Below are 26888 nucleotides of genomic sequence, written 5' to 3' on the forward strand. Positions count from 1 at the left end.
AATGATCCAGTTGCACCGGGCTTGTCTTTTTTTACGATATAAAGGGGAAAATAATTTTGTAAATCAGAAAGGCCAGCACCATGCTGATCGGGATCGTGATGACCCAGGTCATGACCATCCGGGTGACTGTGCCCCATTTGACATCATGAAATCTCAGGACTGAACCGGTACCGATAATCGATGACGAAATGACATGGGTCGTCGAAAGCGGCATCCCGAGATGGGTGGACGTTTGAATCACGATGGATGAGTTCAGGTCGGAGGCAAAGCCGTTGATCGGTTCAATCTTCAGCAGCTTTTTGCTCACGGTTTTAATGATTTTCCAGCCGCCGATCGAAGTTCCGAGCCCCATAGCGGTGGCCGCGGAAAGTTTCACCCAAAGCGGAACTTCCAAATCCGATTGGTAGCCGAGAGCAACCAATCCGAATACGATAATCCCCATGGCCTTTTGAGCGTCGTTCCCCCCGTGAGAAAAGGACAGCAGCCCGGCCGATAAAATCTGAAAGCCGCGGAAAGTACGGTTAAGCTTGGAGCGTGATTGATTGCCGCTCGCCAATATCAGTTGACGGATAATCCACATAATGATAAAGCCGGTGCCAAATGCAACGATAGGCGATAAAATGAGAATCAGTACGATTTGTTGGAATCCCGACCAGTTGACGCTGCTAAGCCCGCCTCCGGCGATGACCGCTCCGGCCAGCGATCCGATAAGCGTATGAGATGACGATGAGGGAATCCCGTAATACCACGTAAGCAGGTTCCAGATAATGGCTGATAGTAAGGCGGCGATAACAACATACATGCCGTTCTCGATCGTAGCAGGATTCGCTACGCTTCCGCCCACGGTTTTGGCAACTTCTGAAGAAAACAATGCACCTATAAAGTTCAGCACCGCTGCGTAAAATACGGCAAAACGCGGCGATAATGCCCTTGTAGATATGGAGGTTGCGATAGCGTTGGCCGTATCGTGAAAGCCGTTAATAAAGTCAAAGATCAACGCCAAGGCGACGATGATGATAAGTATAGTTAACATAATGTCCTCCTAAGCATGCTGGGGTTCCTTAGCGGCCGGCACAACGGCTGTTCAGGAATATCTCAGCACAACGCTTTCCAGAATGTTGGCTACGTCTTCGCATGCGTCGGTCGTTTGTTCCAAACGCTCGTACAGCTCTTTTAGCTTGAAATCGTGGTACGGGTCCGTTGGATTGGTGAAAATTTCACGGATGCCTTCGCGCATCAGACGGTCGGCTTCATTTTCCAGGCTGTTGATTTGAACCGTATGCTCGTGAGCTGCATATATTTCTTTTGGAAAGCAGCTTGAACGCATCCAGGATGTGCTGGCAGCTGGCGACGATGACCGCCGAGAATTCTCTCATATATTTGTCGGAGACGGTGATGTTCAAATAATCGAATCGTGCAATGGTAGCTTCGATCCCGTCCAGGACGTCATCAACCTTGGCGGCCAGTTCCATGATATCTTCGCGATCTATAGGTGTGATAAACACTTTGTTAAGCCCTTTGAAAATTTGATGCGTGATTTGGTCGCCTTTGTTCTCCAGTTCTTTCAACTGCGGGTAGAAGGCAGCCGGAGGCTGATCTCCCATGACGGCATTGCGAAACATTTGTGCCGCTTGCAGCGTGTTCTCCGATGCGTTAATCAGCAGGAGAAGAAAATCCGTATCATTTTTTTTAGTGAAAAGCATAGCTTTGGCCTCCCGAAATTGTTAAAAATTAATGAAGATCACATCGCGAAGATAAAAAATATGTAGAAACGTGCCGTCAATTTTTTCACAAAATTAAAAATAACACAATCGGCTGATGGAAAGCAATGAAGATTTCTTGAGTTAGGATATGAAAAATTTGTTTCTGATATGTAATGGTAAAAGTGGTTATAAGTACTAGACTCCTTGATTTTGCCGCGCTGAAGTTGTACATTGGAAACGGACTTGTAATTTGCAGGGGAAAGGAAGGGTCTAATGAAAAAAACAATCATTGAGAACGGCACTTTTATTACGATGAATGAGAAAACACCTGTCATTAACGGATATATGACAATGGAAGGTAATCGGATTACATATATAGGAGAGCAGGCTCCCTCGCTAGAGGCGACATTCGATGAGCGGATCGATGGAAACGGGAAGCTGTATATGCCCGGATTGGTCAATACGCATGGTCACGCCGCCATGTCGCTCTTGCGCGGCTATGGGGACGATTTGGCCTTGCAGGTATGGCTGCAGGAGAAAATGTGGCCTATGGAAGGAAAATTTACCGCGCACGATGTACGGACAGGGACCAAGCTTTCGGTTTTGGAAATGCTGAAGGGCGGAACGACAACATTCGTTGACATGTACGACCACATGAACGAAGTGGCGGAGGTTGCGGAGGAAAGCGGTATACGTGCTTGTCTGACCCGCGGCGTAATCGGTTTGTGCTCCCGTGAGGAGCAGGATGCCAAGCTGGAGGAAGCGATCCAATTCGCCAAATCGTGGCACGGACAAGCCGGCGGTCGGATTACGACCATGATGTCGCCGCATGCTCCTTATACATGCCCTCCAGATTATATTGAAAGAATTGTACAGGCCGCGCACGACTTGAATCTTCCGATCCATATCCATATGTCGGAAACGGCAAGAGAAGTGGAGGAAAATGTAAAGCAGTACGGGGCAAGACCCGTGGCTCATTTGGAGAAGCTGGGGGTATTCTCCAGGCCGACGCTTGTCGCGCATGCGGTACACCTGACAGACGAGGAAATCGCCGTCCTGAAAAACCATGACGTGCGCGTATCTCATAATCCGGGGAGCAATTTGAAGCTGGCGAGCGGAGTAGCCCGTGTGCCTGAACTGCTGAAGGCCGGTGTTATTGTTTCGCTGGGGACGGACGGAGCGGCAAGCAATAACAACCTGGATATGCTGGAGGAAATTCGCTTAGCCGCCTTGATTCATAAGGGTGTGTCAGGGGATCCCGTAGCTGTTCCGGCTTGGGACGCATTAAAGCTCGGAACGCTGTACGGCGCCCAATCGATATGGCTTGGGGATGTAGGGGCGCTTAAGGCCGGAATGAAGGCGGATTTCATTGCGCTGGATATGCAGCAGCCTCACTATTATCCTCGGACGAATGTGATTTCTCATGTCGTTTATGCGGCGAGTTCCCGGGATGTTACCGACGTGTGCATCGACGGCCGATGGATTATCAGAAATAATGAGTGCTTGACATTGGATGAAGAAAAAATAAAATTTGAAGCGCAGCAATGTTTTGAGCGGCTAACTGCCGGTTGACGGGGACGGAATAAAGAGGAGGAGAGTCGTCGGTGAGCAAAAGCTGGAAGATCGCCGCAATTGCGGTGTTTGCGGCGGCAGTCCTATGCATCGGAATGATCATAGCCTTTCGCGCGGTGACGGAACGTGAATGGGGCATTCAGCGAATGGCGGTTCAAACAGCGTATGAGAAGACCATATTGGCAAAGGCAAACAAAGTGGAACGATTTGTCGGCGACAAAACATACACCGTCATCTATGGGGAAGATAAAATCGGACAGCCGGTTTATGTGTGGGTGGCTGAAGATGAAATTCGAACCGAAATGGGATCGGCCGGTTTGAGTGCGGGACAGGCCGAAGCGTTGGTGAAGACCAAGCATCCTCAGGCGGATGTGCTCAGAGTGATGCTCGGCGTTCAAGACGGGCAGCCGGTTTGGGAAGTTTTCTACAAGCTGAAACCGGAAAACGCTTCGCGGGATCAATATTTTTACGATTTTTATACATTTAAAGACGGACTGCATCGGGATACATGGAGGTTATCCATACAGTAACGGCAGGCGATGTTATACAGGCCGCGGGAGAGCAAGCTGAAGAAGCAATGCCTTTCGCGGCCTTGTGTTTTGGCTTTCTTTCAGAGCATTTACGTATTTTCCACACATTGCATCGCCATCAGTATATATCATATGATATACTTCGAGTATGGATATTATGATATACTATTTACGAAAGGAGGACGTTGATTCATGAAACTACGTCTTTTGCCTGTTGTATTGAGTGTTCTGGTTTCAGCCTCCTTATTATTCGGCGGATATTTTGCATATCAAAGTTACGCTATGGAAAGCCCTCTTGAAAAAGTCGTGTCAGCTATTCCCGGCGTTGAACTTGAATCTATAAAATTATCGGGTAACGAAGCACAATTGGAGCTTGCGGTCGCACCGGGGACAAGTCTCCGGGAAGTGTACCACCGGATTCAGAACGAAGGGCGTTCGACGCTCGGCAGCAAAGAGTTGAAACTCAAAGTGGTCAATCCACCGTCCGAACGGCTGGAGCAGTGGTGGTCGTCGGCATTGTTCGAGATCGCTCAGGCGATGGAAACAAAGCAGTATGCGCAAATTCCAAAAACGCTTGAAGATCGTACGGCGAAAAGCGAAGGGATTCAAGCAACGACAGAAATGGACGATAAATTCGTATACATTACGATTACGGACGGTAAGGACAGCAAGTATGTGATGCTTCCACGGACGCCTGTCAAATTGGGAGTGTGGCCTAATGAGTAAGTACGGTAAAGAAATCGTGATTGGCGTTGTACCTGTTCTTATAGCATTTTTGTTATTTCTTGGTGTGAATATCATTCCGATCGTATTTATGGCGGCCTTTCTGGGAGCCTTTGTGTATATGACCCGAGTGCGCAACGGCATGAATGTCGGTTCCGAGCGAAAAGCAAGGAGCAGAACGCCTGCTTACATGACCTTTGATGATATCGGAGGTCAAGAACGGGCAAAGGAGGAGCTGAAGGAAGCGCTCGACTTTCTGATTCGCGCGGAGGATATTCAGCGGCTCGGCATCCGTCCGCTTAAAGGCATATTGTTGACGGGACCTCCGGGAACGGGCAAAACGTTAATGGCCAAGGCCTCGGCGCATTATACGAATTCGGTATTTATGGCGGCGTCGGGCAGTGAATTTGTAGAGATGTATGTGGGCGTCGGCGCAAGCCGGATTCGGGACCTGTTTAAAGAAGCCAGAACCCGGGCGGTAAAAGAAAACAAAAACAGCGCCATTGTCTTTATCGATGAAATCGATGTGATCGGAGGCAAGCGGGACGGCGGTCAGCATCGGGAATATGACCAGACGTTAAACCAGCTGTTGACCGAGATGGACGGGATTCATACCGACGAAACGCCGCGCGTGCTCATCATGGCCGCAACCAACCGCAAAGAAATGCTGGATCCGGCGCTGCTTCGTCCCGGACGCTTCGACCGGCACATTGAAGTCGATCTGCCGGATAAAAAGGGCCGTCTCCATATCTTAAACATCCATGCCAAAAATAAACCGCTGTCGGACAATATTGATATGGAGCTGATCGCGAGGGAGACCTTTCACTTCTCCGGAGCGCAGTTGGAGAGCGTCATGAACGAAGCGGCCATTTATGCGATGCGCGATAACGCGGATAAGATCAGCCAGGAGCATCTGTCTCTGGCGGTCGACAAAGTGATGCTCGGCGAGAAAACGGACCGCGAGTCGACAAAAGAGGAGCGGGAGCGGGTAGCCATGCACGAGCTTGGGCATGCTATTGCAGCAGAGCTGGTACGTCCGGGATCGGTATCGCAAGTATCGCTAAGTCCGCGGGGCAAGGCGCTCGGGTTTGTAAGGCATAACCCTCAGCAGGATCAGTATTTGTATACCAAAGAACAAATCGAGCATCAAATCATGATTGCGCTGGGAGGTGCGGTCGCAGAAGAGATGTTCTACGGCGGCCGCAGCACGGGGTCGCGCAACGACTTCGAGCAGGCGTTGAACATGGTTCGGACCATGATGGATTCAGGACTCACAAGGCTTGGCATTATTGACAGAGACATGGTAACCAAGGAAGAGCTGATGAAGGAAAATGCGGCGATCCTGAATCAGTTGATGACAGCTACACGCAACATGCTGGAGCAGCACCGCAAAGTGTTTGAAGAATCGCTCGACATCTTGATTGCGGAGGAAGTGCTGTCCGGCAATCAGTTCAGGGAACTGCTGCAGAGGTCGATAAACCAGCAAATTGCATAGAGAATATAGAAGCAATCGATGGACCGGAGGCGTTTGGCCTCCGGTTTTTTGCGTTTTTTTATGTTTTTCTGCTTGTTTCGCCAAAAGTGCAACTTTTTTGTTTTTTCATAGTCTAATATAATGGTAGATTTCACCACTGTCTTCCTTTTGCCGTCCGAAAGCAACACAATCTTTCGGCATTCTACATAGAACCAATAATATAAATTGAGGTGCATGATGAAGGTTTTCACTGCCTGGTTCACGATGTTGCTCCTGTCATTCCTGTTGCTGCCCGTTATAGGTTTGGCCGCGGCTCAGCCGATCCAATTGTTCATGAACGGCAAGCAGCTGGTCCCCGAGGTTGCCCCCCGTATCGTCAACGATAATACGATCGTGCCGATCCGGATTATCGCGGAATCGCTCGGCTCCAAGGTGTCATGGGACCCTAAATTGCGCAAGGTGTCGGTGGCCAAAGAAGGCACCAGCATCCAATTGTTTATTGACAAAAAGCAGGCGACGGTCGACGGCAAATCCTATATTCTTGAAACAGCTCCGACCATTATTGAAGGGAACACCATGCTTCCGATTCGTTTTGTAAGCGAGAATCTGGGTGTGGAAGTCACATGGGACGAGCCAACCCGCTCCGTATTCCTGTATCAAAAACAAAAAGATAGCCCTGAACCTGATCAGACCGGTTCAGAAGACGGAAAAGTCAAGGAAGAACAAGGCAAGCCGGAAAATGATGCGGCAGCGGCCGGCAATCATTCTGCGGGCAATAATAACTCTGCCGGCGGCAAAAATCCGCAAGAAAGCAAAGATAAAACAGGGGATAAGGAAGCTTCTTCAGGCGGCTCGGGCAATCCGGTAAAAGCCGGCGAGCAGCCTGTTAATCCGGGTGCGAACGCTCCCTCGCCCGGATGCGCCGTACCGCAAAGCGCCACCAGGTCATTGGCGCCTGGGGCGGCCGATGCCAACGCTCCCGCTGTTAAAGATGGAAAAGCGCCGGTTAAGGTGCAATCGATCACATTTGATGGCGAGATGCTGTGCATTCAGACGACCGGCGGTGAAGTGAAGCCTACGATGTTCAAACTGGCCGAACCGGACCGGATCGTACTGGATATCCCGGGAGCGGAGCTTGATGCGACCTTGGCGACGGTTGTCAATGAAGCCAAGGAAGGTACGATTCCTTTAACTGAACCGCATGATATCGTGGCAAAAATTCGCTATTCTCTATTTTCAAAAGAACCGTCTACCGTTAGAATAGTAATTGATTTGCAAAAAAAATCCGAATTGATCTTATCGGATGTGCTGCCTGGCGGTCTGATCTCCGCCAAGCTCGCCAAAGGTAAAGACCGCTACCGGGTGGTCATTGATCCGGGACACGGCGGGAAGGATTCCGGTGCGGTTTCGGTGACGAACCGATTTGAAAAAGATTTAGTGCTATCTCTTGGCCATAAGGTAGCCGATCTTCTTCAGAAGGAGCCTGGCATCGAAGCAGTGATGACAAGGTCCGACGATACGTTCATTGAACTGGCGGATCGGGTAGCCAAAGCGGAAGAGTCCGAGGCCGATTTATTTATATCGATTCACGCCAATACGATTAACAAGGAATCCGTCGGAGGAACGGAAACGTTCTACTGGACGCCGCAAAGCCTGGATTTTGCGAATCTGATGCACAAATCTATTGTTGAAGCAACGGGTTTTACCGACCGGAAGGTCAAACAGGAGCGCTTCTATGTGATTCGTAACACCACGATGCCGTCAGTACTCCTGGAAATCGGCTTTTTGTCCAATCCTGCGGAAGAAGCTCTGATGTATCAGGATGCATTCCAAAATCGGGTTGCCGAATCCATCGTTGCTGCCATTAAGAAGCAGTTGAATCTTGACTAAGGAGTTGGTGACCATGAATCAAAAATGGCATAAAGGATTGGCAGCCGCAGCCGTCTTCACTTTGCTGCTTTCGGGCTGTGGACAGAGTAAACCGCCCGCGCAGAACCCGGGGGCAGCAGCACCCCCTGCAACTACGGAGCAGGGCTCTCAGCAGGGGACGAATGAGCCTCCCCAGACCGCGACGCCTCAACCGAATCAGGAACAGAATAAGGAATTGAAGGTAAAGGCCTATTATACGGATGCCAATTTTGAGAAGTTGGTCGAAAAAGAAGTGACGATCAGCTTTAAACAGGATCAGGACAAGTACAAAGCGGCGCTGGAAAAGCTGGAAACGAGTCCGGACAACCAAACGCTTCCATTGTTTAAAGGCTTTACGTTCCATAAAGTGGAATTGTCAAACGGTCAGCTGACGATCGATTTGTCCATGTCTCCTGAGTCTCATTTGGGTTCAGGAGGAGAGGAAATGCTCCTGACTGCGCTGCAAAACACGCTGTTTCAGTTCACGGAGGTTCAATCGATTCAAGTGCTGGTGGACGGCAAACAAGTGGAAAGCTTGATGGGCCATATGGATCTGCCGCACCCGATCAAACGTAATTAATGCTGATATGTGGATTACCAGATAACTGAGGGGAGCTATTGGATACATGAAGAGCAAGAAACAAAAGCAAGCACGCAGGCTGGCCGCTGCCGTACTGGCGCTCTCTCTTACGGTAAGCGGCTCGGCTTTTGCCGAGCAAACGGGGACGGGCTCCGGCACGACGGGAACATCGGCGGCCTCGACGGCAGGGAACGTTCAGCGGTTCTCTGACGTGAGTCCGCAGCATTGGGCGATCAAGCATATTACGAAGCTTGCCGCCATCGGCATTATTCAAGGCTACGAAAGAGCGGAATACCGTCCCGAAAACTCCGTGTCCCAGCAGGATGTCATTGTGATGGCGATCCGGATGATGGGGCTGGAAAAGCAGGCGCTCGAAAATAAAGCAGAGACGGTGTTGCCTGTTCAGGTAAGCGATTATGCCAAGCCTTATGTTGCCTATGCCTTTGACAGAGGATTGATCCTGACGCAGGAGGAGGCCGGCGATACGTCCTCCAAGACAGCCTGGGGATCCCGCGACGCTACTCGCGAATGGGTGGCGAAGCTGATTATTCGGGCGATCGGAAAAGAAGATCTTGCAAGGCAGGAGGCGGCTTCGTCGTCTATGTTCGCGGATGCCGAGGACATGTCCGACTGGGCCAACGGGTACATTAATGCCGCTGCTGTGCTCAAGATTGTTCAAGGCTTTGAAGACAACGGATTCCATCCGCAAGGCAAAGTGACGAGGGCTCAAATGGCCACGTTCCTCAGCCGTGCGGACAAAGAATTGACCACCCGTTCCGACCGGGTGTCCATCGGTTACGTGATGGAGCTGACCGACCGCAAAATCAGCGTGCTGAATAGTCAGGGAACGACGGACAGCTACACCATCTCGACGAATACGGTCATCTATAACGCGAAGGACGACACCCGGATTCCTTTATCGTCCATTAAGCTTACCAATGAAGTTTATGTTGTACATAATCAAGGCGAAGCTTTGTATGTCGAGCTGACAGACGATCAGGAGCAGATGGAAACGTACGAAGGTACGCTTGGCCAAACCTTCCTGGATCAAATGATGGTATCGATTCAACAAGGGACGCAAAGCACTTTGTATAAGCTTGCGTCCAATGTAACGATAACGGATGCATCGGGCCGGGGGCTCAGCCTGAGCTCTATTGAACCGGGAAGCATCCTGCAGTTAAAGCGGAACATGCTGCTGAAAGAAAATGAAATCTCCCATATCATCGTGAAGCAGGTTCCGCTGAACAAAACGGCGGAAGGTACGGTACTAAGCATTAATCTGGAACAAAAGCAGGTGACGTTCCTTGAACAAACCTCGGGACAAAAGGAGACCTATTCCTTCCCGGTTCTCGCTACGGTAACGCTGCCTGACGGAACGATTTCCGACCTGTCGAAGCTGCGCGTCGGCGATACGGTGGCTTACACCATCAAGTCTAACGAGGCGGTGTCCATCACGATCCGCAAGCAGGCGGACGTTACCCAATCGGTAGAAGGCACGCTGGAAAGCCTCAGCAACGACAAGAAAATTATGACGATCAAAAAAGCCGGCGGCAGCGCGCTCGGAGCTTACTTTATTGCCGACAATGCACTCATATCGATCGACGGATTGCCGAACGCCAGCCTGTACGATATTGAAACCGGCGATACGCTGAAGCTGGACCTTGTCAACGATAAAGTGGTCAAGGTCACTGTGACGAGCCGTTCGGTAAAACAGTATGTTTTTGCTTCTATTGTCGGTTATGACCCCGATAGGAAACTGCTTACGATTGAAGCTGACAACGGGGAATTCGGCGTGTTCCGGCTGACCGACTCCACGGCCGTTCGCATTGGAGATGCCACGCTTCCGGTGTCCAACTTCCAATCGATGTTCATCTCGAATGGAAACAATAAGAGAAAAATCGACCTGAAGGTATCCAAGGATAAAATCGTTCAGGTCGAAATGACGCAGTATATCGAGGGTACCGTCGCACAGATCAACAGTACAACCAATGAGATGACGATCCGGACGGTAAGCGGCCAAAATCTGACGTTCAAAGCGTATGCGAGCACCAAGGTGGAGCTGCAGAACAAAACGAACGGCACGCTGGCTGATCTGAAGGTAGGAGACTCGATCCGCGCTAATATCAACCTCGGGGATCAGACGATGATTTCAGATATCGTGATGAAAAAGGTTGGAGTGTATAAGGTGCTTTACACCACACCGTCTACCCGTCAGGTGAGTGTGAAGGACGAGAACGGAACGCTTCTGACGTTTGTGGTGGACAGCAACGATAAGATCAGCAATCCGGGTAAATCGACGAACGCTTTCGAGGATATCCAGGTGGACGAGTATGTAAAAGCCAGCTTTAACGGTGTGACTTTGGCGAATGTCACTATTCTGAATACACTGCGCGGCAAGGTGACGGCTGTAGACGCCGCGCTGGGAACCATAACGGTACAGGACTTCCAAGGAAACGTTCAGGTGCAGCCGCTCGGGTCTCAATTTACAATCAAGCTGAATGGGACCACATCGGCGGCGATTACCTCTTTGAAGCCGGATGACCGGGTGGAGGTGATCCGCGACGTGAACGATAAAATAACGATTCATGTTGCCACTGCCTCCAAGCGCGTCGTTTCATCGTACATGTATACGGTAAACCAGTTGATTCTGAAGCCAACGGGCAACAATGACAAAACGTCATACAGCTTTTTTGCCAAAGCTTATTTGCATAAAGGCAATCAAACCGTGGCCGCGAATGCTTTCATGGAGAATGAAGAAGTGACCATTTATGTGCTGGACGATAAAATTATCGAGATCGAAAAGCCCTAATCTTTTTTAAGCCATGATGAAACTTTTTTCGCTTATCTGCCGTCTGTGTGGTAAGGAAACCTTACTCACAGGCGGTTTTTTCGTAAAAAGTTCGCATTTTGTCGGCCCGGGTCATTGATTCGTCCTGCTCAATTCGGTAAACTGTAAGAAATGGGCGGAAAGAGGGGCGAGACGATGAAACCAACGAAGACCAGAATCATTCTTGATCAAATCGCCAAAATGTATCCCGATGCCCATTGCGAGCTTCACCATTCGAATCCATTCGAGCTGACGATCGCTGTTCTATTGTCCGCTCAATGTACGGACGAAACCGTGAACAAAGTGACCGCCACGTTGTTTCAGAAGTATAAGAGACCTGAGGATTATTTGGCCGTGCCGCTGGAGGAATTAGAGCAGGATATCCGGCGCATCGGGCTTTACCGGAACAAAGCGAAGAACATTCAAGCGCTTTGCGCGCTCCTGTTGGACAAGTATGATGGAGAAGTTCCCCGTGAGCATGAGAAGCTTGTCGAGCTTCCCGGTGTCGGGAGAAAAACGGCGAATGTCGTAGTCTCCAATGCATTTGGTGTGCCCGCGATCGCCGTCGATACTCATGTGGAGCGGGTATCCAAAAGGTTAGGGCTGGCTGGAGAAAAGGATTCCGTGCTGGAAGTGGAAAAGAAATTAATGAAAAAGGTGCCGCGTGAGGAATGGACGCAGACGCACCATCGGCTCATTTTTTTCGGGCGTTACCACTGTAAGGCGCAAAACCCGAAATGTGAGCTGTGCCCATTGCTGGAATATTGCCGAGAAGGAAAAAAACGGTTGAAAACGAAAACGAACCCGAGCAGTAAATCCATGTCAAAGGGAAAAACTGTAAAAGTGTGAATGAGAAAGGATCGGATAATAGTGAAATGCATATCGGTATATACCAGTAATTTTGAAGTGTTTTCAGATATTTATGAGAAGGTGCTCCAAACTCCGCTTCAGGAAAATGAAGAAAAGCAGGTGGACGGCGTTACCGTTTCGGAGTCCGGCAGCGTGCCGGAAAATTATCTGAACCGAATGAAGCAGCGTCCTGAGGTTGTGGTCATGAAGGTGAAGGATAAAGACATTACCATTTTGCAGCACCGCGATGTATTCGAAATTTTTATCCCTGAGACCGAAAATATGGTACACTAAAACCGAAGCAATTCGGTTTTTTTTCTTTCAAACAGAGGATTAGGGGTAGAGAAACGGATGAAAAGCGTAATGACTTCAGGGGAAGCCATATCGGTTCAAGAGCAAGCGGGGAATATGAATCCGGACGCAACGATGGAGGAGGCCGTCCGTCATCTTCTGACACAAGTCGAACAGGCCGGCGATCAGGAGAACGGCCGAAAATTCAAGCAGCTGCTGGCTAAAGCGGAGAGCGGCCGGCTTCATCTGGCATTCTGCGGACATTTTTCGGCGGGGAAGTCAAGTTTGATTAACAAGCTGTGCGGGCATACGCTGCTGCCTTCCAGTCCGATTCCGACAAGCGCCAATATCGTCAGTATCGTGGATGGGGAAGCCGGCGCCCGGGTCATTTATCGGCATGAATCCCTTGACGGGGACGGCGCCGCGAAAGTGGAGCAGGTGCCATTGGATGATCTGGCGGAACACTGCCGCAACGGTGAAGCGATCGAAACGGTGGAAATCCGTTATCCGATTCCGTTTCTGAAGGGGCATGCGGCGCTTTTGGATACGCCGGGGATCGACTCTACGGACGATGCGCATCAGTTGGCTACGGAATCGGCGCTGCACTTGGCCGATGTGGTCTTTTATGTGATGGATTACAACCATGTTCAGTCGGAAATCAATCTGGCGTTTACGAAAAAGTTGACGGAGTGGGGCAAGCCGCTCTATCTGATTGTCAACATGATGGATAAACACCGCGAGCATGAAGTGTCTTTGGATGTTTATCAGGCCGGAGTGCGCGAGGCGTTCGCGAACTGGGGGGTGACCCCTGCCGGGATCGTCTATACTTCGGTGAAGATGCCGGATCATCCGGCCAGCGAGTGGGGCGAGCTGGAGAGCCTGCTCGGCCGGCTGATCGAGCTTCGGGAGCCGCTGGTGCGGCTCAGCCTCGAGAAGTCGGCGCGCGCTTTGGCGGCGGCGCATGCCGCGAAGATGGCCGAGGCGAACGAGCCGGCCAAGGAGGCGCTGCGCGCCAAGATCGCCGCGGACGAGGGATATGAGGCCGCGCAGGAGCAAATGCGCGAAGCGAGCGCCGAGCTTGCGCGGCTGACCGCTCTGCCGCAGGAGCTGGTGGCGGCGCTGCGTAAAGACGTAACGGCGGTGCTCGAAGCCGCGAACGTCATTCCTGCTGTGACGCGGGACCTTGCGCATGTCTATTTGGACAGCCGGCGGCCGGGCTTTAAGGTAGGCTGGCTGGGCTCGGCGGCGAAGACGGCGGCGGAGCGGCAGCAGCGTCTGGCCGCGCTGCATCGCGATTTTGTATCGCAGGTGGAGACGCAGGTGGAGCGGCATGTTCAGCAGTCGGTCAAAGCGGCCTTTGAAGGCCAGGGTCTGCCGACCGGTTTAGCGGCCGAGGCGGCGGATCGGATTCATGCGGAGATCACGCCCGAATGGCTGGCCGCTCAAGTGAACGAGGCGGCTGTCTTTGGCGGAGAATACACGATGACGTATTCGAAGCAGATTGCGGCGGAGGCCAAGGCGCTCTACCGCAAGCAGGCGTTCGCCGTGGCCGACGAGCTGGCCGACGCCCTTGCGGCGGCGCTTCAGCCGCGCCTCACGGCGCTGCGCGGGCAGGTCGCCGAGCTCGACGCGCGGCTTGCCGCCTCGCGCGAGCTCGAGCGGCTCGCGCAGGCGGAGGCCGCCTACGGCGAGGCGCTGCTGGCGCAGCTCCCCGCCGCGGCTGCGCCTGCGCTGCCCGCGCCTGCGGCAGCGGCTGCGCCGCAGGCCGCTGCGCCCGCCGTGCGCGAGCCAAGCGAGTCCCTCGCCTGGCTCGCGCAGCAGGCGGGCCGCGGCCCGGCCGCCGGCGGCGCTGCGCTCGCCGCGGGCGGCCATCGCGGCCGGCTGCGCGAAGCGGCCGCGCGGCTGAACGCCGCCGCGCAGGAGCTCGACGGCTTGGCGGCGCTGCAGAGCATACGCCGCTCCTTGCAGGAGAAGGCGGAGCGGCTGGCGAACAACCGCTTCACTGTCGCGCTGTTCGGCGCCTTCAGTGCAGGCAAATCGAGCTTCGCCAACGCCTTGATCGGCGAGCGGGTGCTGCCCGTATCGCCGAACCCGACGACAGCGGCGATCAACAAGATCATGCCGCCCGATCCGGAGGCCGGCTGGCCGCACGGAACGGCCAGGGTCCGGATGAAAAGCCGCGACAGGCTGACGTCGGACTTGCTTTACTCGCTTGAAGTACTTGGAGTTCCGGCTGGTTCGCTGGCTGACGCGCTGGAGATCATCCGCCGTCTGAAGGCCGATCAGGTGCCGGGCAAAGGAAAGCCGCACTACGCTTTCCTGAAGGCGGTGGAGAAAGGCTGGGACGAGATGAGCCCGAGCCTTGGGCAGGATCTTCGCGTAACCGCCGACCAGTTCGGCGATTATGCCGCTGACGAAGCGCGGTCGTGCTTCGTCGAGCTGATCGAGCTTTATTATGCGAATCCGCTGACGGAGCAGGGCGTCGTACTGGTGGATACCCCTGGAGCGGATTCCATCAACGCCCGCCATACCGGGGTAGCTTTTGAATATATCAAAAATGCCGATGCGATTCTTTTCGTGACTTATTATAATCATGCGTTTTCCCATGCGGACAAAGAATTTCTGCTTCAGCTCGGACGGGTGAAGGACAGCTTTGAGATGGACAAAATGTTCTTCATCGTCAATGCCGCCGATCTGGCGTCTTCGGCCGAAGAACTGGAGGGGGTCGTGAACCATGTGGAAAACAACCTCCTGCAGCACGGGATTCGGCAGCCGCGGATTTACCCGCTGTCCAGCTACTATGCACTGGAAGGCAAGCTGCGTAAGGATGAGGAAACGGTCAGCCAATCCGGCATCCTCCGCTTCGAGCAGGAGTTTGTCCGTTTCACATTCGAAGAGCTGACGGAAATGGCGATTCAGGCAGGGGATGCAGATATTCGCCGCGCGGCAGAGACGCTGCAGCGGTGGATGGACAGCGCAAGGGAGGATGCGGCGGAACGAAGCCGGCAGGCGGAAGCGCTTCGTGCCTCATGGGCTGCCGGGGCTTCTCTTCTGGAGAGGCAGGACGGAGATGCGGACGCACGGGAGCTGGCAAAGGAAATTCAGGAGCTGCTCTATTACGTCAAGCAGCGGACGCAGTACCGCTTCGGCGAGTTGTTCAACCTTGCGTTCAATCCATCTGTGTTCCGCGAGGACGGGAGAGATATAAAACGGTGCTCCAATCGGCCTGGGAAGATTTGCGCCGCATGATTTCGTTTGACTTGACGCAGGAGGTGCTCGCCACCACGCTGCGGATTGAGAACAAAATCAACAAGCTCGTCCGGCAATCGGCGGTAACGTGGGTGGCCGCCATTCAGGAAAGGGGGATCCCCTCCTTTGACGCCCCGGCCTTTGAACCGATGAAGCTGCGGACTCCGGAGCTGTCGCTTTCACTGGAGGCGGAGGATATTCAAATCAAATGGCTGGCGGGCTACTATAAGAATCCCAAGCATTTTTTCGAGGGTGACGGGAAATCCCAGCTCCGCCGGGAGCTGGAATCGAGATTAAACGGCCCGATAGACCGGTTTGTAGAAGCACAGACCGCTTTGCTGGCAGCAGCATATGAGGCCCAGCTGCGCAGCGCGACGGTTGAGCTTGCGGACCGTCTGCGCCAAGCGCTGGAGGAGCATGCCTCCGGCTTGATCGAAGCGCTTGAGATGAAGCTGGATCTGCATGAGCTGCAGGCCAAGCATGAGCGGTTGCTGAACCGCATCGGGTCATGAGCGTGAATTATTGCGGGCTGTCCATGCGTGGACAGCTTTCTTCTTTTTTGCGCCAGGGCCAAGGCATACAACGAAAAAGGGTTCCAGGCTTTGGAGAGCAAAATACGATGCGCCGAAGCAAGCGGCAGATAGTGAAAGTAAACTTCAGACAGTCCGGCCAAACCTCCCGAATTCCCTTTCAAAAGCGGAATTTAGGGAGTTTTTTTGTTTTCTTGTCTTATCTCGGCATGAACGACATATATATGGTGAGGGTGCCAAACGATATGGCATTTATTTACATATTCTCGTATCACCGTCTGAAGGGGGTAAAAGACATTGAAGAACCGCACGAGCGCAATGGGAAAAACGCTGGCTTTCATTCAATGGTTTACAGCCTTTGCTGTGATTATAGCTGTCGTCATTTCGGGCAGATGGTTTGTGAAGGCCCACAGCATCGTCTTGTACGATGTGTTCCTGGATGACCAATGGGTTGGCACCGTATCCGATACCGACAAGATCCGGCGGTGGAAGGCGGATCGTTATGAAGAAGCAGGGCAGCGGCACTCCTTTTACCGGTTCACGTCCAATTTGGATCGGCTTCGCTTTGAAGAGAGCACTGCGCGCCGCGACGTGATCGACCTTGATGCGGTCCTGGCCGCTCTGAACGAGAAAATCATGTTTACTTACTATGCCGTAGAGATCCGGATTGAGGGGAGAACGGCGGGGATTGTCAAGGATCCCGAGACGGCCGCCGCAATATTGGAACAGGTGAAGGCTCCTTATATGGCTTCCCAAAAGCATAAGGAGGCTTCGGTGTTGTCTGCCGGACAAGAAGGGAATACGCCCGAAGGAAGGACAACCGCCGAATTTGTACAAAGGGTGGAACTGCTGGAGACGGCCGTGACTCCCGGCAAAGTGGAGGCTTATGAGACGGTGCTGAACCGGATTGTGACCGGAGACGTTCAGCCTATGGAATATACGGTGCAGCCGGGAGATTGCATCTCCCTCATCGCACAAAGATATCGTATCCCTTCCGATCTGATTCGGGCGAATAATCCCGGTATTAAAAATGATTTGATCCGTATCGGACAAAAGCTGAACTTGAGCGTACAGCAGCCATGGCTCTCTGTAGTGACGAGAGAAACGCGCACGGAGCAAGTGAAGGTGCCGAGCGGAGTAAAATATGAAAAGGACAGCGGATTGAAATCCGGCGTGATCCAGATTGTATCTAATGGCAAGCCCGGCTTAAAGCAGGTGTCTTACCAAATCGTTCGCGTCAACGGCGAGCTGAAGGAAGAGAAGAAGATTGGCGAGCAGCTCGTGGAGGCCCCTGTGCAAAGCATCGTCCGTCAAGGAACAAAGGTGATTCCCGGAACGGGAACAGGGAAGTTCACCCTGCCGGTGCTGCGTGCCAAAGTGACCAGCGAATTTGGCCTTCGATGGGGTAAAAATCATAAAGGCACGGATTTCGTGTCCGAAGAGCGCGGGATTCTGGCATCGGATAACGGCAAGGTCATTTTTGCCGGCTGGAAATCCGGCTACGGCAACTGCATTATTATTGATCACGGCAACGGGTATGAAACGCTGTACGGACACCTGAGCAAGCTGGGGGTCCGCCAGGACGAGACCGTAAAAAAGGGAGAAAAAATCGGCGTCATGGGCAGCACGGGCAACTCTACAGGCGTTCATCTGCATTTTGAAATCATCAAAAACGGCCGCCAGCAAAATCCGATGAAATATTTCAGTCTATAATGGTTCGCCCCGCGACCGGTCCGTTATTTTTGATCCGGCTTGACGGACCTTCGACGGTATTGGTTATCCCCTGCTATTCCTCCATTTTCCTCTGCAACCCTCCGACTAAACCATATACAAGCATGATACGATACACATGAATTTTACAGCCGTTCAAGGAGTGATGCTGCTTAAACCTTTGCGTGCAAACCCATTTGCGATGACGTACAGCCGATTGGAACCGGGCTTCAAGTTTGCAAATCGCTGCTCAAACCGCTACTCTAAAAAAAGATGCAACTTGATTCAACGAAAGAAATGGGGGAGAGCAGTGAAATCATCACGGTGGTTATGGCGCACTGTCGGGCTGTCGGCGCTATTGTCCACGATCCTGTGCGTTGGCGGCTTTGCGTATGCCGTAAACCAGATTATGTTTCCAAAACCCGCCGTACCGGAGAGTCCGGGGGAGGTTGCTCCGCCTGTAGAGACTAAGCCCCGGCAGGATGCCTGGGAAGCTAAAGAGCAGATACGCATCGTGGCCCTGGGGGATTCGCTGACGGCTGGAACCGGAGATCTGACCGGCAAGGGGTACGTCGGACAAGTCCGGGACAAGCTGGAGGAGCAGCTGGGCAAACCGGTATTCGTTTATAATAATTTTGCTATTCCCGGTTTTCGAACATATGATCTGTTGAAGGATTGGGACGCCAAAAAAGCCGATGTGGAGAAAGCGCTCGGAGATGCGGATCTTGTGCTTTTGACGATCGGGGGCAACGATTTATTTGAGGGCGGGGCGGATATTTTCGACCCGCAGGGCGGACAGGACACACAAGGCGCCGCGGATCCCTCCCGGGGTTCGCAAGGGACAAGCCCGCAGACGTCGCAAGGAACTTCGGATTCGGAGGAAGGGTTCAATCCGGCGGCAGCGGCACAGCGGATTCCGGAGGCGCTGAAGCGTCTGGAGCAGGTGTTCGACCGGGTGAGCAAGGCGAACCCCGGCGCAAGAATCATGTACGTAGGCTTGTATCACCCGTTTCTGGATCTGGATTCGAACCGTGCGGGAGCCCCGGTTATTCAAAGCTGGAACACGGGCGCTTTCGACTTGGCCAGCCGTTATCCGAACATTACGGTCGTACCGACCTACGATTTGTTTCAGTTGAATGTGAACAAGTACTTATATACCGATCATTTCCATCCGAATCAGCAAGGCTATGAGCGGATTGCGCGGCGGATCGTCGATATTTTGAATTAGGATCAGGAGGGGGCTGCAGATATGATAACGGTGAATGCCCAGGATAAAGCGCACGCCAAGGGGAGAGAGGCGCAGCTGGTTTTGTCCGTAAACGACGTGAAGAAGAAAATCGGCAATCGTTTGATTATCAAAGGCATTTCGTTTGACGTGTATGCCGGTGAAATCTTCGGGTTTCTCGGTCCGAACGGTTCAGGGAAGACGACGACAATCCGCATGCTGGTCGATTTGATCCGCCCTACGGAAGGATCGATCCGAATCTGCGGCTATGACGTGCAAAAGGAGCATAACGAGGCGCTTCAGTATGTCGGCTGTATCGTGGAAAACCCTGAGCTTTACGGGTATTTGAGCGGCTGGGAGAATCTGGAGCATTTTGCCCGGATGCTGCCCGGCATTACCGACCAACGTATCCGGGAGGTCGTTGACATTGTCGGGATGGACCAGCGTATTCACGACAAAGTGAAGACCTATTCATTGGGGATGAGGCAGCGGCTTGGCATTGCTCAGGCGCTGTTGAACGACCCGAAGCTGCTGATTCTCGACGAGCCTACCAACGGTCTCGATCCGCAGGGCATCAAGGAGCTGCGCGAATTTATCCGCAAGCTGGCGGATTCGGGTCTCAGCCTTTTCATATCGAGCCATTTGCTTAGCGAAATCCAGCAGATGTGCGATCGTGTCGCCATTATCAGTCAGGGAGAGGTCATCAAGGTCGGCGAGGTGTCCGCGTTAGTGGATGAGTCGGCCAGTACCGTCGTTTGGAGCGTTCAACCGATAGACCGGGCGCTGCACATCTTGAAGGCCGAGCCGGAGGTCGTGATTTTCCCCGGCGGTAACCAGGCTTCGTCTGCAGGCGAAACCGGGACTGGAGCCATTCAGCCGCAGATCGTTACACAAATGAATCTGGACGCCATACCGGATGTATCGCGGCGCATGGTGGAAGCCGGGGTGCGGCTGTACGGTATTGAGATCAAAAATCCGACGCTGGAGGATCTATTCTTGAAGCTGACGGAGGGAGAGCGCATTGGTTAGTTTGTATCCGCTTGTCAAAAACGAGTGCATCAAGATTGTCAAGAAAAAGAGACTTCTGGTCGTGCTGCTCATCCTTGCTGCGATTATTCCTATGTTTACCTATGCCCAGTTGAAAGTGACCCAAAACCACCTCAAGCAGTTCGGGACCAATGACTGGCGGGCGGAGCAGCGTCAGAAAATCGTTGATTATACCCGCAGCCTCGGCAGCAACCGGATGCCCGAGGAGTGGAAGCAGTGGCGCAGGGTCGAGGTCAGCCTCGCGCAATATTATTTGGATAAAGATGTGAATCCGGCCTCCCCGAACGGGGTAACCTTTACAAGAGAGTTTGTGAAAAATGCGGTCGGCCTGTTCATCCCGCTCATGGTGATGGTGATTGCGGCGGATCTGGTGTCCGGAGAGCACACGTCCGGAACGATCAAGCTGCTGTTGACCAGGCCCGTTCAGCGGTGGAAAATCCTGCTGAGCAAGCTGATTGCGCTGATTCTGTTTACTTCCATTATCGTCATTGCCACAGGCTTGCTCGCCTATCTGATTTCCGGCGCTGTCTTCGGTTACGGGGGCTGGGACATGCCCGTCTTTTTCGGTTTTCAGCTATCGGGAACGGAGATCGATTTCTCCCTGGTCCGTCCGGTCGAGCAGTGGCTTTATCTGTTCATGCAGTTCGGGCTGGTATGGTATTCCGCGCTGATTGTGGCCTTGATGACGCTGATGGTATCCGTATTATTTCGCAGCACGGCGGCGGGGATGGGGATCATGCTGGCGGTGCTGATCTCAGGTACGATTTTGAGCAATATGGTGTCCTCATGGGAAACGGCAAAATATTTTTTCATGGTCAATCTGGAGCTTACCGATTATTTGGCGGGCTCGCTTCCGCCCATTAAAGGCATGGATTTGCCGTTTTCCTTAGCCGTTTTGACGGTATGGGGTCTGGTATCCGTACTTGTGTCTTTTGTAGTGTTTACGAAAAAAGATGTATTGAACTAATCCTTTCAAATGTTATAATGCATGTTAGCTGAATGGAGACAAAAGGTGTGTAGGAGGCTTTAATGGCGGAACAACTGGATTTGTTTGGAAATGCAGCGCCGACGGATTACGGTGCTGACGATATTCAGGTGCTGGAGGGACTTGTAGCGGTCCGCAAACGGCCGGGGATGTATATCGGCAGTACCAGTTCATCGGGATTGCATCATTTGATCTGGGAGATTGTGGACAATGCGGTGGACGAGCATCTGGCCAAGTATTGCTCGGAGATCGACGTCATCATTCATAAGGACCAATCGGTGACGGTACAGGATAACGGCCGCGGTATACCTACCGGTATGCACAAGACAGGCATTCCCACACCGCAGGTGGTGTTTACGATTCTTCATGCGGGCGGCAAGTTCGGAGGCGGAGGGTACAAAAAATCCGGCGGCTTGCACGGCGTCGGCGCTTCCGTCACCAATGCGCTGTCCGAATGGCTCGAAGTGGAAATTTACCGTGAAGGCAAAATTCACCGTCAGCGGTTCGAATACTGGGTGGACGAGCAGGGCAAAGAGCACGTCGGAGAGCCGGTTACAGGACTTGAAGTCATCGGCACGACCCGCAAAAGCGGGACGAAGGTGACGTTTAAGCCGGACAAACGCGTTTTTCAGGGCGGCACTGCGATCAATTACGATACGCTATATGAACGCTTACAGGAAATCGCGTTCCTGAACTCGGGTCTCAAGGTCACATTGACCGACGAGCGTGCAGGCAAGCAGGAGACGTTTCAATACGAAGGCGGCGCCAGCCAGTTCGTCCAATTTTTGAATGAGGACAAAGCGGTGCTGCACGACGTGATTCATTTTTATCAGGAGAAAGACGAGATTGAGGTCGAGGTTGCCCTTCAGTACAACGACGGCTATACCGAGACCTTGGTTTCGTTCGTCAATTCCATCCCGACGCGCGGCGGCGGAACGCACGAGACCGGCTTCAAGACCGCATACACACGGGTGATGAACGACTATGCCCGCAAAAACGGGATGCTGAAGGAAAAAGAAAAAAATCTTGACGGACAAGATCTGCGCGAAGGCATGATGGCGGTCATCAACATCAAGATGGGCGAGGTCGAATTCGTAGGCCAAACGAAAGACCAGCTCGGGAGCGCTTCGGCGCGCAGTGCGGTCGATTCGGTCGTATCCGAGAAAATGGCCGTTTTCCTGGAGGAAAATCCGCATGTTGCGCAATTGATCATGAAAAAAGCGATTCAATCGGCGAAAGCCCGCGAAGCGGCGCGTAAAGCCCGTGAAGAAATCCGCAGCGGCAAGAAGGGGAAAAGCGAGAGCTCCAATCTTGGAGGCAAGCTGACACCGGCGCAGTCGAAGGATTTTACCCGCAACGAGCTGTTCATCGTCGAGGGGGATTCGGCGGGCGGTTCAGCCAAACAGGGACGCGATTCGCGCCACCAGGCCATCCTGCCGCTCAAGGGCAAGCCGATGAATCCGGAAAAAGCCAAGCTTCTCGACATTATGAAAAATGAGGAATACAAGGCGATTATCGCCGCGATCGGGGCAGGCGTCGGACCAGAATTCGATGTATCGGAAAGCAATTACGCCAAAATCATCATTATGACCGATGCGGATACCGACGGCGCGCATATCCAGGTCCTGCTGCTGACCTTCTTTTATCGCTACATGAAGCCGTTAATCGACGCCGGCAGAGTTTACATAGCCCAGCCTCCGCTGTATAAGGTGACCAAGAAATCGGGCAAGTCGAGCACGATAAAATACGCCTGGACCGATGAGCAGCTTCAGGCGTTGACCAAGGAGCTTGGCAAGAACATTGAGCTACAGCGTTACAAAGGTCTGGGAGAAATGAATCCCGATCAGCTGTGGGAGACAACAATGGATCCGGCTACGCGGACGCTCCTGCAGGTTCGGATTGAGGATGCGGCCAAAGCCGAACGCCGTGTATCCACGCTGATGGGGGATAAGGTGGATCCGCGTAAGCGCTGGATTATCGAGAATGTGGATTTTACGGAATTTGAAGAATAAGGATGCCATCCCGTTTATGAAACGCGGCTGACGGCCATCCTGAGAAAATAATATAAGCGTATACGGGGGGCCTTAAGTGAGCATACTCGAAAACTTTTTGCCGGCCTTTTTGGAAGAGGTTGTAGGTGATCGGTTCGGCAGGTATTCTAAATATATTATTCAAGACCGGGCGATTCCGGATGTGCGCGACGGGCTGAAGCCGGTGCAGCGGCGCATACTTTATGCGATGTACGATGCAGGCAATACGCCGGATAAACCATACCGCAAGTCGGCCAAGACCGTTGGCGACGTCATGGGCAACTACCATCCGCACGGGGATTCGTCGATTTACGAGGGCATGGTGCGTATGGCGCAGCCCTGGAAAATGGGTCATGTGCTGGTCGACGGCCACGGCAACTGGGGCTCGCTGGATGACGATCCGGCTGCGGCGATGCGTTATACGGAAGCCCGCTTGTCCGAAATTGCGATGGAACTGCTGCGAGATATTGAGAAGCGTACGGTGCAATTCAAGGATAACTTCGATAATACGACAAAGGAACCGGTAGTGCTGCCTTCCCGATATCCCAACCTGCTGGTAAACGGGGTAAGCGGGATCTCATCCGGTTTTGCAACCGAGATTCCGACGCACAATCTGCGCGAAGTGATCGATGCCTGCATTGCGCTGATCGACCGGCCGGACCTTACGCTGGACGAGCTGATGGGTATCGTCAAAGGGCCCGATTTTCCTACCGGAGGCATCATCATGGGCTCGGAGGGCATCCGTGAAGCGTATCGGACCGGCAAGGGCCGCATTTATGTCAGGGCGCTTACATCAATCGAAGAAGTGCGCGGCGGGCGCCAGCAAATCGTCATTACGGAAATTCCTTATCAAGTGGTCAAATCCCGGCTTGTCACAGCGATGGAAAACATCCGTCTGGAGAAAAAAATCGAAGGCATTGCCGAGGTGCGTGACGAGAGCGGCCGTGAGGGTCTGAGGATTGTTGTCGATCTGAAGAAGGATGCGGATGCGCAGGGGATTTTGGCGTATTTGCTGAAAAAAACGGATTTGCAGGTCACTTATAACTTCAACATGGTCGCGATTGTAAACAAGACGCCAAAGCAGCTCGGCTTGAAGGAAATGCTGGAGGCTTACATCGAGCACCAGAAAGAAGTCGTGACACACCGGTCTCAATTTGAGTTGGAGAAAGCGTCGGACCGCGCGCATGTGCTCGAAGGATTGGTTAAGGCGCTGAATATTCTCGACGAGGTCATCGCTGCGATCAAGGCGTCGAAGAACCGTCAAGACGCGCAAAACAATCTGGTGGAGAAGTTCGGCTTCACAGAACGCCAGGCCGACGCTATTCTGACGCTTCAATTGTACCGTTTGACCAATTTGGAAATTCATTCGCTGGAGAAAGAGCTCGCGGATGTGCAAAAAACGATTGAATATCTGCAGGGCATTCTCGGGAGCGAGAAAAAGCTGCTTGGCGTGATTAAAAAGGAGATCTCGCAAATCCGGGATAAATACGGAATCGACAGGCGTTCCAAAATTCAGGATGAAGTAGAAGAACTGAAGGTCAACCTGGAAGTCATGGTGACCGCCGAGGACGTATTCGTTACGCTTTCGAACGAGGGATACATCAAGCGCACCGGTAAGCTCTCTTTTATTCGTTCGGGCGGGGAAATTGACAAAACGGGACTGAAAGAGGGCGATTACCTCCGCAGCCTGCTGGATGTCAATACGCTGGAAAACCTTCTGATTTTTACGCAAAAGGGCCAATACTTCCTGCTTCCGGTACATCAAATTCCGGAGTTCAAGTGGAAAGAGAACGGTACGGCGATTGTCAATATCATCCCGATTCCCAAAGATGACCGGATTGTTCATGTGCTTCCCGTGAAGGATTTTGAAGAAGCGGGCAAATCGCTCCTGTTCATTACGCGAAGAGGACAAGTCAAGCGGACGGAGCTCAAAGAGTATGCAACGAACCGTTCCACCGGAATTGTTGCCTGCAAGATTGGGGAGCAGGATGCACTGTTGGATGTCAAGCTGAGCACCGGCTCCAAGGAGCTGCTGCTTGTCACCAGGCTCGGAATGGCGATCCGCTTCAATGAAGACGAGGTTAACCCGATGGGGCGCGCCGCGGCAGGCGTTCGCGGCATTCAATTGAAGGAAGACGATGAAGTGGTCTCCGCCGAGTGGCTGGATGGAGACGAAGGAGAAGTATTGGTTGTATCCGATTTGGGATACGCCAAGCGCTCGCTCGTTGTCGACTATCCCGTGCAGGGCCGCGGGGGGAAAGGCGTCTTTACATTTGAATTCAAGGAAGGCAAGCGGGTGAAGCCGAACGGCACAGGAATCCGCGGCGCTTTTGTAGTCAAAGAACCGTTCGACATTACCGCGGTTTTAAGCAGCGGCGATAGAGCCGAATTCTCGACAGAACAAGCTCCGATTGAGGAGCGCAAGTCCACAGGGAAGCAGATCATTCCATTAGGCAAGAACGATACGGTCAACGTTTTGCTCAAATTTACTTAATCATAGCTGGTGTAGTTCGGCTCCACTTTTTCGAGCAGCTCCAGCATCATTTGTAATACGGCCCACACCGGTATCGAATCGTCCAGCTTTTCGAGCCATTGTGGGTCGTTGATTATGCCCTTCTGCAAGGCGGTTTCCCCGATTTTCTTCTTCCAATCTTCCAATGAAGCTCACTCCTTTTTTACACGGTTTGACAAGCTCCGCCGATAGGTGAACGTCCCTAGTGCATTATATGTTGAACTAGGTCAAATGGTACCTGTTTTTATCGTTTTATGTCCTAAAATATTTATGATATTAACCTTTAAAATCACAAGCGGAAGTGTTATAATTTTAGGTAAGAAATGGCTCTGCGGGAGTGATGAATGTGGTAACCCAAGAGTTTGCAAAGCTCTGGTGGAAATTGTCAAAAGATCTGAGAACGCATATGGAAACGGAGTTGGCCCCCACCTTGACGGAAGGGCAGCTTACGGTTCTGGAGCTTTTGATGTTCTCCGGACAGCAGCGAATGAAACCATCGGATTTTACCGACGTTTTGGCGACAACGCCGGCCGCGGTGACGACGCTTCTTGACCGCATGGAAAAATCCGGGTTGATTTCCAGGGAAAGAGATGAGAAAGACCGACGAATCGTATGGGTTCTGGTGACGGATAAAGGGCGGGAGGAATGCGAACGCGGCATACAGATTCGGGAGCGCTTTCTTCAGGCTTATCTCAGCCGCATTTCGTCGCATAACCAGCAGCTTCTCGTCTATTTGCTCGGAAAAGTTGCAAATGCATAAAGTGTTTACATTCGTAAAATACGAAAATATGTTCTCATTTATAGCGCCATATGGTATAATGTGGTGACAATAGAATAGGCACTCAAGGGCGGTTGGCAGATCCTCGCAGCTTACCGGCTCGCGTAAAGCGGGCTTGGAAGGAGGTGATGCCATGGAAGTAAAGGATGCGGTAACCATGATGTTCATGTTCGGCATGTTCATCCTCGCCTTGCTTTCCTACTTGAAAAAGAAGTAGACCTCCCTTGAGCCTTGGTAGCCAGGAGGTCCAGCATTCTTGGTTTGACCTTGTGCCGATCGCCCTTGGGGCAATCTATTGTACCCCGGACCGTGGATGCTGCGAACATCTTCGGTCCTTCTTAGATTTATCAGTTAGGGTGTTATGT

At 52.5% G+C, this 26888-nt stretch carries 23 protein-coding genes; 19 read left to right on the plus strand and 4 right to left on the minus strand.

What is annotated here, in order from left to right:
- Positions 1-31 precede the first annotated feature (31 nt).
- The 3 genes from EXW96_RS09300 to EXW96_RS09305 are packed head-to-tail and all read right to left on the minus strand — an operon-like array spanning position 32 to position 1703.
- A complete protein-coding gene (locus tag EXW96_RS09300) occupies positions 32-1033 on the minus strand; it encodes an inorganic phosphate transporter (RefSeq protein WP_174350392.1) in 1002 nt (333 codons plus the stop codon).
- Positions 1034-1084: 51 nt separating this feature from the next.
- Entirely contained in the window at positions 1085-1237 is a 153-nt protein-coding gene (locus tag EXW96_RS27405; RefSeq protein WP_254611291.1) for a hypothetical protein, read from the minus strand.
- Positions 1238-1250: 13 nt separating this feature from the next.
- On the minus strand, positions 1251-1703 hold the full coding sequence (locus EXW96_RS09305; RefSeq protein WP_254611292.1) for a DUF47 domain-containing protein: 453 nt from the start codon (positions 1701-1703) through the stop codon (positions 1251-1253).
- A gap of 273 nt (positions 1704-1976) precedes the next feature.
- Between EXW96_RS09305 and EXW96_RS09310 the strand changes: the two genes are divergently transcribed.
- The 17 genes from EXW96_RS09310 (at position 1977) to gyrA (ending at position 25727) form a co-directional block, all read left to right on the plus strand.
- A complete protein-coding gene (locus EXW96_RS09310; RefSeq protein ID WP_174350393.1) occupies positions 1977-3275 on the plus strand; it encodes an amidohydrolase in 1299 nt (432 codons plus the stop codon).
- 32 nt (positions 3276-3307) lie between these two features.
- Positions 3308-3805 (plus strand): cell wall elongation regulator TseB-like domain-containing protein, encoded by a 498-nt coding sequence (locus tag EXW96_RS09315; RefSeq protein ID WP_309225051.1) that lies wholly within the window; start codon positions 3308-3310, stop codon positions 3803-3805.
- Between the two features lie 192 nt (positions 3806-3997).
- On the plus strand, positions 3998-4531 hold the full coding sequence (locus EXW96_RS09320; protein ID WP_174350394.1) for a hypothetical protein: 534 nt from the start codon (positions 3998-4000) through the stop codon (positions 4529-4531).
- Positions 4524-6023, plus strand: coding sequence for an AAA family ATPase (locus EXW96_RS09325; RefSeq protein WP_062408830.1), 1500 nt, complete (start codon positions 4524-4526; stop codon positions 6021-6023). Before EXW96_RS09320 ends, EXW96_RS09325 begins: the two co-directional genes overlap by 8 nt.
- 213 nt (positions 6024-6236) lie before the next feature.
- The gene (locus tag EXW96_RS09330; protein ID WP_254611293.1) at positions 6237-7892 is read left to right on the plus strand and encodes an N-acetylmuramoyl-L-alanine amidase family protein; all 1656 of its coding nucleotides are present in this window, start codon (positions 6237-6239) and stop codon (positions 7890-7892) included.
- Positions 7893-7905: 13 nt separating this feature from the next.
- Positions 7906-8490 (plus strand): GerMN domain-containing protein, encoded by a 585-nt coding sequence (locus EXW96_RS09335; protein WP_054818309.1) that lies wholly within the window; start codon positions 7906-7908, stop codon positions 8488-8490.
- Positions 8491-8536: 46 nt separating this feature from the next.
- Entirely contained in the window at positions 8537-11299 is a 2763-nt protein-coding gene (locus EXW96_RS09340; protein ID WP_174350395.1) for an S-layer homology domain-containing protein, read from the plus strand.
- A gap of 174 nt (positions 11300-11473) precedes the next feature.
- Entirely contained in the window at positions 11474-12166 is a 693-nt protein-coding gene (gene nth / locus EXW96_RS09345) for an endonuclease III (protein WP_174350396.1), read from the plus strand.
- A 21-nt stretch (positions 12167-12187) separates the two neighbouring features.
- Complete coding sequence (locus EXW96_RS09350) at positions 12188-12460, plus strand: hypothetical protein (protein WP_054818310.1); 273 nt, start codon at positions 12188-12190, stop codon at positions 12458-12460.
- Positions 12461-12517: 57 nt separating this feature from the next.
- Positions 12518-15706, plus strand: a complete 3189-nt coding sequence (locus EXW96_RS09355; RefSeq protein WP_254611294.1) for a dynamin family protein — start codon at positions 12518-12520, stop codon at positions 15704-15706.
- Positions 15670-16218: a hypothetical protein gene (locus EXW96_RS27410; RefSeq protein ID WP_254611295.1), complete on the plus strand. Its 549-nt coding sequence runs from the start codon at positions 15670-15672 to the stop codon at positions 16216-16218. The genes EXW96_RS09355 and EXW96_RS27410 overlap by 37 nt, the downstream gene beginning before the upstream one ends.
- A gap of 315 nt (positions 16219-16533) precedes the next feature.
- Positions 16534-17949: a peptidoglycan DD-metalloendopeptidase family protein gene (locus EXW96_RS09360; protein ID WP_254611296.1), complete on the plus strand. Its 1416-nt coding sequence runs from the start codon at positions 16534-16536 to the stop codon at positions 17947-17949.
- 307 nt (positions 17950-18256) lie between these two features.
- The gene (locus tag EXW96_RS09365; RefSeq protein ID WP_174350397.1) at positions 18257-19174 is read left to right on the plus strand and encodes a GDSL-type esterase/lipase family protein; all 918 of its coding nucleotides are present in this window, start codon (positions 18257-18259) and stop codon (positions 19172-19174) included.
- 21 nt (positions 19175-19195) lie between these two features.
- Entirely contained in the window at positions 19196-20200 is a 1005-nt protein-coding gene (locus EXW96_RS09370) for an ABC transporter ATP-binding protein (RefSeq protein WP_054817794.1), read from the plus strand.
- Positions 20193-21185, plus strand: coding sequence for an ABC transporter permease (locus EXW96_RS09375; RefSeq protein ID WP_062408823.1), 993 nt, complete (start codon positions 20193-20195; stop codon positions 21183-21185). The genes EXW96_RS09370 and EXW96_RS09375 overlap by 8 nt, the downstream gene beginning before the upstream one ends.
- A gap of 62 nt (positions 21186-21247) precedes the next feature.
- Positions 21248-23215: a DNA topoisomerase IV subunit B gene (gene parE, locus EXW96_RS09380; protein ID WP_174350398.1), complete on the plus strand. Its 1968-nt coding sequence runs from the start codon at positions 21248-21250 to the stop codon at positions 23213-23215.
- Between the two features lie 76 nt (positions 23216-23291).
- The gene (gene gyrA / locus EXW96_RS09385; protein WP_062408821.1) at positions 23292-25727 is read left to right on the plus strand and encodes a DNA gyrase subunit A; all 2436 of its coding nucleotides are present in this window, start codon (positions 23292-23294) and stop codon (positions 25725-25727) included.
- Here gyrA and EXW96_RS09390 read toward each other — a convergent pair.
- On the minus strand, positions 25724-25891 hold the full coding sequence (locus EXW96_RS09390) for a hypothetical protein (protein ID WP_171005809.1): 168 nt from the start codon (positions 25889-25891) through the stop codon (positions 25724-25726). The genes gyrA and EXW96_RS09390 overlap by 4 nt on opposite strands.
- 200 nt (positions 25892-26091) lie before the next feature.
- Between EXW96_RS09390 and EXW96_RS09395 the strand changes: the two genes are divergently transcribed.
- Positions 26092-26505 carry a MarR family winged helix-turn-helix transcriptional regulator gene (locus EXW96_RS09395; protein WP_054817795.1) on the plus strand — a complete coding sequence of 138 codons (414 nt, stop codon included), beginning with the start codon at positions 26092-26094 and terminating at the stop codon, positions 26503-26505.
- A 151-nt stretch (positions 26506-26656) separates the two neighbouring features.
- The gene (locus EXW96_RS28045) at positions 26657-26740 is read left to right on the plus strand and encodes a putative holin-like toxin (protein WP_256380597.1); all 84 of its coding nucleotides are present in this window, start codon (positions 26657-26659) and stop codon (positions 26738-26740) included.
- Positions 26741-26888: the final 148 nt, after the last annotated feature.

Source organism: Paenibacillus sp. JMULE4, from assembly GCF_013337105.1.
GTDB lineage: Bacteria > Bacillota > Bacilli > Paenibacillales > NBRC-103111 > Paenibacillus_G > Paenibacillus_G naphthalenovorans.